Below are 8,522 nucleotides of genomic sequence, written 5' to 3' on the forward strand. Positions count from 1 at the left end.
ATCAGGCACCGACACCGCCGGCGACACCGCCCACCACGTCGGCCCGGCCGAGTCGCACCGGCGTGCCCGCGCGCAGCGAGTTGGGGATCTCCGCGATCGCGTCCACCCGACCGACCAACTCACCGAGCCGTTCGGCCGGGGCGTTCCCCTCGACCACCACGTCGTAGGTGATCTCCGTCGAGACCGCCGGGTCGCCGGTGAAGTCGCCGCGTACGGTCACCTCCACCCGCCACAGCTCGATGCCGGCCGCCCGCGCCTCGCGGAACAGGTCGTTGGAGACGCAGCCGGCCACCGCCAGGTAGAGCAGCTGGCCCCCGTTGAACCCCAGGCCGTCGCCGCCGCCGTCGGCGGGGCGGTCCACCACCAGGGTGTACGCCCCGGCGGAGCCGATCGCCGCCGGCCTACCGGGCAGGCTCCGCGTCCGTACCTCGAAGGTCATCTGCCACCGTCCTCGCCCGTGCCCGCACCGACCGCCTCAGTCAAACATGCGCCGGCCCGCCCCAGGTGTCGTGAGCGGTCCGACACCCGTCCGCCGTCATCACCGGGGTCGGGGCCCGTCAGGGCGTCGTCGCGCCGACCACGGCGGCGACCTCGGGCGGCAACGGGTACGGGCGCTCGGGCGGCAGCAGCGCCTCGGCGGCCGGGTCGTCGCCGGCGTCCAGCAGCTCGCGGATGGCGCGGGCGGTCGGGGTCACGTCGGTCAGGCCGACCAGCCACTCGTCGACGTACCGCCGCACCGCCTCGGCGGAGAGCCCGACCTGGACCGACCGGTGTGGCAGCGGGGCGAGCCGCAGCGACCGCTCCGGATCCCACTGCACCCGGACCGGGCTGGTCCGCAACTGACGCGACCAGGCTGCCCGGTCGGCGTACCGGTGCGGGTCGTAGCTGCTCAGGCAGGCGTGCGCGAGCGCCCACTCGAACCCGGCGCGGGTGATCTCGACGGCCAGCACGCGTTCCTGCCCCGGCTTGGTGGCCCAGCCGCAGCGGTACATCATCCACCGGAACGACGGCTTGATCCAGGTCATCCGCTCCCGCTTGAACGGTGGCACGAACCGTCCGGCGGCCAGCGCGGCGCTGGCGATCTCCGGCGGGTACGCCTGGTAGACGGTGATGGTCTCCGCCGAGTAGCGGGCGCGGACCTGGTGGGCGGGCACGGACATACCGACGATCATCGACGAGACCGCCGGGCGAGTTCCACCGGATTGCCGTCGGCCTCCGCCGGGCCGGCGGTCGGTGCGGGATAGGCTGCCCGCCGTGGCAGGTCTGTTGAGGAACGTGGCGGCGCGCATCAGCCGGGTGGGCGGCGCGGTCGTCCCGCGTCCCCGGCGGTCCGGGCCCGCGCCGGCCCAGGTCGCCCGTCGGCGTCAGGTCGCCGCGCTGCAGCGCCGCGAGCTGACGTACGCGCCGGAGCTGGACGGGCACGCCGACCCGGGGGAGATCGTCTGGACCTGGGTGCCGTACGAGGACGACCCGCGCCAGGGCAAGGACCGCCCGGTGCTGGTGGTCGGCCGGCACAGCCGGACGCTGTTCGGGCTGATGCTGTCCAGCCAGAGCGAGCGGGACGGGCAGCGGCACTGGCTGGCCCTCGGCCCCGGTGCCTGGGACCGGGACAGCCGGCCCAGTTGGGTGCGGCTGGACCGGGTGCTGACCATGCGCGAGGACAGCATCCGGCGCGAGGGTGCGGTGCTGGACCGGGCCCGCTTCGACCGGGTGGGCCGGGCGCTGCGCGCCGGCTACGGGTGGCGCTGACCGAGCTCCGTGGTCAGGCCGGCTCCCGGCTGGGACCGACCCCGGCGTTCTTCGCGTCCGGTGGCGGGTACGGCTGCTCGGCCAGCAACCGGGCCAGGTGCGCGGCGTTGAGCGCGAGCGCCGTGGTGGTGCGGCCGGTGGTGTCCGGCTTCGGCCCGGCGTCGCGGTAGTCGAGCTTGTGCAGCGCCTCGCCCTGCTCGGCGGCCGGCGCGAACACACCTCGAACCCCGGGAGCGAGTTCCCCGAACTGCCTTGACACCAGCGCTCTGACGAGTATGTTCAACCTATCGGTTTATAAACCAGTTGGTTGAGAGTGATGATGTCAGCAGATCCGGTCAGCACCGTCTTCGCCGCCCTGGCGGACCCGACCCGGCGGGCCATCCTGGCCCGGTTGGCGGCCGGCGAGGCGACCGTCAACGAGTTGGCGGAGCCGTTCCCGGTGAGCGTTCAGGCCATCTCCAAGCACCTCAACGTGCTGGAGCGGGCCGGGTTGATCGTTCGCACCCGGGAGGCGCAGTGGCGCCGCTGCCGCCTGGACCCGGCGCCGCTGCGCACGCTCGCCGAGTGGGTCGACCAGTACCGCCGGCTCTGGGACGACCGTTACGACACGTTGGACAGCTACCTGCGAGAACTGAAGGAGAACAGCGATGAGTCAGCTCAGTGACCTGGTCGTGGAGCTTCCCTCCGACCACGAGATCACCCTCACCCGGGCCTTCGACGCCCCGCGCGACCTGGTCTTCGCCGCGCACACCCGGGCGGAGCACCTGAAGCGCTGGTGGGGGCGGGGCAACCCGCTCGACGTCGAGATCGACTTCCGGGTGGGCGGCCGCTACCGCTTCGTGGAGCACGCCCCGGACGGCAACTCCTACGGCTTCCGCGGCGAGTTCCGCGAGATCGAGGCGCCGGAGCGGATCGTGCAGACCTTCGAGTACGAGGGCATGCCGGGGCACGTCGCGGTGGAGACGCTGGTCTTCACCGAGCAGGACGGCCGGACCGTGGTCACCGGGACCACCCGCTTCGACACCAAGCAGGAGCGGGACGGCATGGTCAGCTCCGGCATGGAGCAGGGCGCCGCGGAGTCCTACAACGCGCTCGCGGAGTACCTGAAGACCCTGGCCTGATCCGGGGTGGGCGCCGCGGCCGGCACCGGCCGCGGCGCCGCGTCGCATGGCAACGGAAATTCGGTACGCCCGTCCGCGCCGTCGCTGGCAGGGTGTGCCGATGGCCGACGACCCGCTGCCGCTGACCGACTGGGTGCACCACGACTTCGGGGTACGCCTGACCGCCACCGAGCCGGTCGACCTCGGCGCCGACCGGCGCGCGCTGCTGTGGCGGGCCGAGTCCGCCGACGGCGACCGGTACGCGGTCAAGCTGAGCGGCGGCGGCACGCCGGCCGGGCTGATCGTGTCGGCGCACCTCGCCGGCCAGGGCGTGCCGGGAATCCCCGCACCGCTGCCCGGCCCCGACGGTCGACCGTGGACCGTCCGGGACGGCCGCCGCCTCTCCGTCCTGCCCTGGGTCTCCGACGACCGGGCGCTCGGCGGTGCGATGACCGACGCCCACTGGCGGTCGTACGGCGAGGTGCTGGCCCGGGTACACGCGGCGGAGGTGACCGACGAACTGGCCGGCCTGCTGCCGCCCGGCGGCGGCACCCACCCGGCGGTGCTCGCCACCCTGCGCGCGGTCGACGAACGGTTGCGCCGGCACCGGCCGGGTGACCGGCTCGCCGACGAGCTGGCCCGGATCTGGTCGACCGCCGCCGGCCCGGTGGCCGAGCTGGCCGCCGCGGTGGAGCCGCTCGGCGCCGAGCTGCGCGACCGGCCGGGGCGGGCCGTGGTCTGCCACGGCGACCCGCACCTGGGCAACCTGCTGCTCGGGCCGGCCGGGCGGATCTGGCTGATCGACTGGGACGACGCCGTGCTCGCCCCACCCGAGTGCGACCTGATGTTCGTCTTCGGTGGAGTGCTGGCCTTCGCCCCGGTCACCGCGGCGCAGCAGGCCGCGTTCCGCGTCGGCTACGGCCCCACCGAGCCCGATCCGGTCCGGCTGGCCTGGTTCCTCACCGTCCGCGCGCTGGACGATCTGGGCGACTGGGCCGGGCAGGTGCTCGACGTGGCGCGGGCCGAGGGGGAGCGGCGGCAGGCGCTGGACATCGTGCGGGGGCTGATCTCACCGGACGGCCTGGTCACCCTCGCCCGCGCCGCCCTGCACGGTTCGCGTCCGGCGCGAGCCTGACCGGCGCGCCGGGGGTCGTCGTCAGCACTCGGCGAGGCGGGGGCTGTCCACCAACTGTCGGGGTGGCCGGCCGGTGCCGAGGCTCTTCGCCCGGTACATGGCGGCGTCGGCGCGACCGAGCGCCTCGGTGAGCTGCGCCGGGCCGGTGACCGGGGCGAGCCCGACCGACGCGGTGACCCGTACGCTCCGCCCGCCGAGCGGGATGGGCGCGCCGAGCGTGTCGCCGAGCCGCCGGGTGGCGTGGTCGATCCACCGCCGGTCGACGGTCGGACTGGCCAGCAGGCCGGCGAACTCGTCACCGCCGAGCCGGGCCACCAGGTTGTCGCCGGCGAACGCGGTCAACCGCTCGGCGACGATGATCAGCACCTGGTCGCCGGCGGCGTGCCCGAAGCGGTCGTTGACCTGCTTGAAGTCGTCGAGGTCGACGACGACCGCGATCAGCGTCCGGCCGTCCGCCCGGGTGAGCAGGGTGGCGGCCAGCCGGTAGAAGGCGCGGCGGTTGGGCAGGCCGGTGAGGGGGTCGTGGCTGGCCGCGTGCCGTTCGGCCGCCAACTCGGCCTGGAGGTGCTCGATCTCGGCCTCCGCGCGCAGCGCCCGCTGCCGTAGCTGCCAGGAGGTGAGGAGCGCGCCAGCGGCGCAGATGCCGGACGCCACGGACATCGGATCCGGCACGAACCCTCCCATCGCCGCACCGCCTCCGGCGGGCGGCCGGACGGCTGCTTCCGGCCGGGCCAGCCCGGCTCGGAGTAACTCAGCGTGAACAGCTGAGCACCATTCACGTGCGTTATCATGCTCGCCGTCCGATGCAGATGCAAGAGCAGATGCACGTGCAGGAAGCCGTCGTCGACCGCCGTGGCAACCCCCGGCCGGCCTCGGTGGGCTCCCGGAGAGAAAGACACCGCTTGATGCAGCAGCCACCCAACGGCGTTCCGATCAACCAGCTGCCCCCGCTCACCTGGCAGAAGAGCCGCCGGAGCAACCCCAGCGGCAACTGCGTCGAGCTGGCCCAGCTGCCCGGTGGGGCCGGCATCGCGGTGCGCAACTCCCGGCACCCCGAGGGGCCGGCACTGATCTACACAGTGGACGAAATCGCCGCCTTCGTGCTCGGCGCCCGCGACGGCGACTTCGACCACCTCATCGGCTGACTGGACGTCCCGTCGACCGGACCGGATCCACCGCTTCGGAGGAGTTCACCTCACTCAGGGTTCATGGCATGCTTACACGTCGGCCGGGCGGGGGCGTCCGGTCGGGGTGCGGAGGGCGGCACATGACAATGGTTTCCGCAGAGGGTGGTCCGGCGACCGGCCCGACCGTGCTGCGGATGCTGCTCGGCGCCCAGTTGCGGCGGCTGCGGGAGGCCAGCGGGGTGACCCGGGAGGGCGCCGGCTGGGAGATCCGGGCCTCCGAATCCAAGATCAGCCGGATGGAGCTGGGCCGGGTCGGGTTCAAGGAGCGCGACGTCGCCGACCTGCTCACCCTCTACGGGGTCACCGCGCCCGACGAGCGGGAGTCGTTGCTCAAGCTCGCCCGGGACGCCAACAGCCCGGGCTGGTGGCACCGGTACGGCGACGTGCTGCCCAGCTGGTTCCAGTCCTACCTCGGGCTGGAGGCCGCGGCCGCGCTGATCCGTACCTACGAGGTGCAGTTCGTGCCCGGCCTGTTGCAGACTCCGGCGTACGCCCGGGCCGTGGTGCTGCTCGGCCACCCCCGGGCCGACGTCGCGGAGGTCGACCGCCGGGTCGACCTGCGGATGCGCCGCCAGCAGCTGCTGCGCCGCCCGCAGCCGCCCCAGCTCTGGGCGGTGGTCGACGAGGCCGCGCTGCGCCGGCCGATCGGCGGGTCGGCGGTGATGCGTGAGCAGTTGACCGCGCTGATCGACGCGACCTCGGCGCCGAACATCCGGTTGCAGGTCGTCCCGTTCACCGCCGGTGGCCACGCCGCGGCCGGGGGTGCCTTCAGCATCCTGCGCTTCGGCGACCAGGACCTGCCCGACATCGTCTACATCGAGCAGCTCACCAGCGCGCTCTACCTCGACAAGCGCGACGATCTGGACTACTACGCGGTGGCGATGGAACGGCTCTGCGTCGAGGCCGAGCCGCCGGAGCGGACGCCGGAGCTGCTCGCCCGGATCCGCGACGAGCTGTATCCGCAGTGATCAAACGCAGCGACCGCATCGACACCTCGGTGGCCCACCCGGCCTGCCGCTACACCTACTGGCTCGGCGGCAAGGACAACGGGGCGGTCGCCGGCAGGCCCTGAGCGCCGCCGCGCCGGCCGGGCCGGCGCGTTGTCGCTTTCGCATTGACCGAGGTGTGCCGTCCAGCTAGTCTCTGAATCGATCCAGACTGAATCGATCCAGAAGGGGGTGCCGGTGAAGCCGACCCTGCAGGCCGTGGCGGACGCCGTCGGCGTCTCCCGCAGCACCGTCTCCAACGCCTACAGCCGTCCCGACCAGCTCTCCGCAGAGCTGCGCCGGCGGATCCTGGAAACCGCCCAGCGGATCGGCTACCCCGGCCCCAACCCCACCGCGCGGTCGCTGCGGCGCGGCTACGTCGGCGCCATCGGCGTGCTCTTCGAGCCGGAACTGTCGTACGCCTTCACCGACCCGTTCGCGGTCCGCTTCCTGGCCGGCGTCGCCGCCGCGGCCGAGCGGCACGGCACCAGCCTGCTGCTCGTGCCGGTGCCGCCGGACGAGGCGGCCGCCCGGCGGGCGGTGGAGAACGCCGCGGTCGACGGGTTCTGCGTCTACTGCGTCGGCGACGAGGGCTGGGTGGTCGACGTGCTCCGCGAGCGGGGCCTGCCGATCGTCACCACCGTGCCCCGCCCGGACGCCGGCCCCGCCGACCGCTACGTCGGCATCGACGAGCGCGCCGCGGCCCGGTCGATCGCCGCCCACGTGGCCGGGCTCGGCCACCGGCGGGTCGCGCTGCTCGGCGACGGCGTGCTGCCGGGCGCGGCGCCCGGCCCGCTGCGGCTCGCCGGGCCGGACGACGCCCCGCACCCCACCACGCACGGCCGGTTCGCCGGGTTCGCCGACGCCTTCGCCGAGGTCGGCGTCGACTGGTCCGAGCTGACCGTGCTCAGCGCCGCCGACAACAACCGGGCGGCCGCCGCCGCGGCGGTGACCGACACGCTCGCCGCGGCCGACCCCCCGACCGCCGTGCTGGCCACCTCCGACGTGCTGGCGCTGGGCGTGCTCGACGCGCTCGCCGCCCACCGCGACGCCGGCCGGCCCTCGGTCTCGGTGACCGGCTTCGACGACATCGCCGAGGCCGCCGAAGTCGGCCTCACCACCGTCCGCCAGCCGGCCGAGGAGAAGGGGCGCATCGCCGCCGAACTGCTGCTCGACCCGCCCGCTGAGCCCACCGCGGGGCACGTCCTGCTGCCCACCGCACTCGTCGTCCGGTCGACCACCGGACCTGTCCCGAGGAGTTGACCATGGAACAGCCCACCGGCTACATCTTCGCCATCGACGCGGTGACCCGACACGTCAACTCGGCCCGGCCGGACGCGCCGGTCCAACCCGAGCGGCCCCGGGCCGCCCGGCTCGCACCCACCCGGCGGGCCACCGCCGCCGCGCTGCGCCGGCTCGCCGACCGGATCCAGCCCGCGCCGCTGCCGGCACCTCCACGCTGCTCGTAGCCCGGTCGCGGGTGGCGGCCGCCACCCGCGACACCGGACGTACCGGCACGATCCGGCACGCCCGAGGCCGGACCGGGCACCGCGGCTGGTGGCCGGTCCGGCGGGCCAGGCAGACTGGACGCCTATGTCGCCGTTCACTCCCAGCCTCCGGCTGCACGACCGGTACGTCCTGCGCGAGCGCATCGGCCTCGGCGGGATGTCCGAGGTGTGGCGCGCCGACGACGACGTGCTCGGGCGCCCCGTCGCCGTGAAGGCGCTCGCCGGGGAACTGGCGGCCGACCCGCAGCTGCGGGCCACCATCCAGCGCGAGGCCCGCGCCGCCGCCCGGCTCACCCACCCGCACGTCACCCAGGTGTACGACTACGGCGAGGCGACCCTGGCCGGCGGCACGGTGGTGCCGTACCTGGTGATGGAGCTGGTCGAGGGGCGCAACCTCGCCGACCGCCTCACCGCCGGCCCGCTCGCCTGGCCCGACGCGGTGCGAATGGCCGGCCAGGTCGCCGCCGCGCTCGCCGCCGCCCACCGCATCGGCGTGGTGCACCGCGACATCAAGCCGGGCAACGTGATGCTCACCGACACCGGCGCCAAGGTGCTCGACTTCGGCATCGCCGCCCTCGCCGGCCCGCGCGCCGGGCAGACCGGCGAGCTGCTGATGGGCACGCCGGCGTACTTCGCGCCGGAGCGGATGACCTCCGCGGCGCCGGACCCGGCCAGCGACGTCTACGCCCTCGGCGCGCTGCTCTACCGCACCCTCACCGGTCGGGCCCCGCTGCCCGTGCAGACCTGGGAGGACGCGATGGAGGTGCACGCCCGGCACACGCCGGTGCCACCGCTGCGGATCCCCGGCCTGCCCGCCGACATCGCCGAGCTGACCCTGGCCTGCCGCGCCGCCGACC

General features: G+C 74.4%; 14 protein-coding genes. 10 read left to right on the forward strand and 4 right to left on the reverse strand.

Going from position 1 to position 8,522, the window contains the following annotated elements; translation table 11 throughout:
• Position 1: 1 nt before the first annotated feature.
• Positions 2 to 439, reverse strand: coding sequence for an OsmC family protein (locus tag DLJ47_RS12080; RefSeq protein WP_109900130.1), 438 nt, complete (start codon positions 437 to 439; stop codon positions 2 to 4).
• Positions 440 to 557: 118 nt separating this feature from the next.
• Complete coding sequence (locus tag DLJ47_RS12085) at positions 558 to 1,160, reverse strand: DUF4291 domain-containing protein (protein WP_109900131.1); 603 nt, start codon at positions 1,158 to 1,160, stop codon at positions 558 to 560.
• A gap of 94 nt (positions 1,161 to 1,254) precedes the next feature.
• Here DLJ47_RS12085 and DLJ47_RS12090 point away from each other — a divergent pair, with 94 nt between their 5' ends.
• Positions 1,255 to 1,749 (forward strand): type II toxin-antitoxin system PemK/MazF family toxin, encoded by a 495-nt coding sequence (locus DLJ47_RS12090; RefSeq protein ID WP_109900132.1) that lies wholly within the window; start codon positions 1,255 to 1,257, stop codon positions 1,747 to 1,749.
• A 13-nt stretch (positions 1,750 to 1,762) separates the two neighbouring features.
• Here the strand turns inward: DLJ47_RS12090 and DLJ47_RS12095 are convergent, their stop codons facing one another.
• Entirely contained in the window at positions 1,763 to 2,008 is a 246-nt protein-coding gene (locus DLJ47_RS12095; RefSeq protein ID WP_233257794.1) for a hypothetical protein, read from the reverse strand.
• A 60-nt stretch (positions 2,009 to 2,068) separates the two neighbouring features.
• Here DLJ47_RS12095 and DLJ47_RS12100 point away from each other — a divergent pair, with 60 nt between their 5' ends.
• The 3 genes from DLJ47_RS12100 (at position 2,069) to DLJ47_RS12110 (ending at position 3,984) form a co-directional block, all read left to right on the forward strand.
• Positions 2,069 to 2,413, forward strand: a complete 345-nt coding sequence (locus tag DLJ47_RS12100; protein ID WP_088994463.1) for an ArsR/SmtB family transcription factor — start codon at positions 2,069 to 2,071, stop codon at positions 2,411 to 2,413.
• On the forward strand, positions 2,397 to 2,870 hold the full coding sequence (locus DLJ47_RS12105) for an SRPBCC family protein (RefSeq protein WP_109900133.1): 474 nt from the start codon (positions 2,397 to 2,399) through the stop codon (positions 2,868 to 2,870). The genes DLJ47_RS12100 and DLJ47_RS12105 overlap by 17 nt, the downstream gene beginning before the upstream one ends.
• Before the next feature lie 100 nt (positions 2,871 to 2,970).
• Positions 2,971 to 3,984 (forward strand): phosphotransferase enzyme family protein, encoded by a 1,014-nt coding sequence (locus tag DLJ47_RS12110; protein ID WP_109900134.1) that lies wholly within the window; start codon positions 2,971 to 2,973, stop codon positions 3,982 to 3,984.
• A gap of 21 nt (positions 3,985 to 4,005) precedes the next feature.
• Here DLJ47_RS12110 and DLJ47_RS12115 read toward each other — a convergent pair whose 3' ends face one another.
• Positions 4,006 to 4,656, reverse strand: coding sequence for a GGDEF domain-containing protein (locus DLJ47_RS12115; RefSeq protein ID WP_109900141.1), 651 nt, complete (start codon positions 4,654 to 4,656; stop codon positions 4,006 to 4,008).
• Positions 4,657 to 4,889: 233 nt separating this feature from the next.
• Here DLJ47_RS12115 and DLJ47_RS12120 point away from each other — a divergent pair, with 233 nt between their 5' ends.
• From DLJ47_RS12120 to DLJ47_RS12145, 6 genes are all read left to right on the forward strand, one after another.
• Entirely contained in the window at positions 4,890 to 5,129 is a 240-nt protein-coding gene (locus tag DLJ47_RS12120; protein ID WP_109900135.1) for a DUF397 domain-containing protein, read from the forward strand.
• A gap of 122 nt (positions 5,130 to 5,251) precedes the next feature.
• Entirely contained in the window at positions 5,252 to 6,139 is an 888-nt protein-coding gene (locus DLJ47_RS12125) for a helix-turn-helix domain-containing protein (RefSeq protein WP_109900136.1), read from the forward strand.
• Positions 6,136 to 6,243, forward strand: coding sequence for an SAM-dependent methyltransferase (locus DLJ47_RS12130; RefSeq protein ID WP_396778903.1), 108 nt, complete (start codon positions 6,136 to 6,138; stop codon positions 6,241 to 6,243). Before DLJ47_RS12125 ends, DLJ47_RS12130 begins: the two co-directional genes overlap by 4 nt.
• 112 nt (positions 6,244 to 6,355) lie before the next feature.
• Positions 6,356 to 7,420: a LacI family DNA-binding transcriptional regulator gene (locus DLJ47_RS12135; RefSeq protein ID WP_109900142.1), complete on the forward strand. Its 1,065-nt coding sequence runs from the start codon at positions 6,356 to 6,358 to the stop codon at positions 7,418 to 7,420.
• A 2-nt stretch (positions 7,421 to 7,422) separates the two neighbouring features.
• On the forward strand, positions 7,423 to 7,626 hold the full coding sequence (locus DLJ47_RS12140) for a hypothetical protein (RefSeq protein ID WP_109900137.1): 204 nt from the start codon (positions 7,423 to 7,425) through the stop codon (positions 7,624 to 7,626).
• Between the two features lie 124 nt (positions 7,627 to 7,750).
• The coding region (locus tag DLJ47_RS12145; protein WP_146228082.1) for a serine/threonine-protein kinase at positions 7,751 to 8,522 on the forward strand (772 nt) is incomplete at its 3' end.

Origin of the sequence: Micromonospora sp. S4605, from assembly GCF_003176715.1 — a bacterium.
In the GTDB taxonomy this organism is placed as follows: Bacteria; Actinomycetota; Actinomycetes; order Mycobacteriales; family Micromonosporaceae; genus Micromonospora; species Micromonospora echinaurantiaca.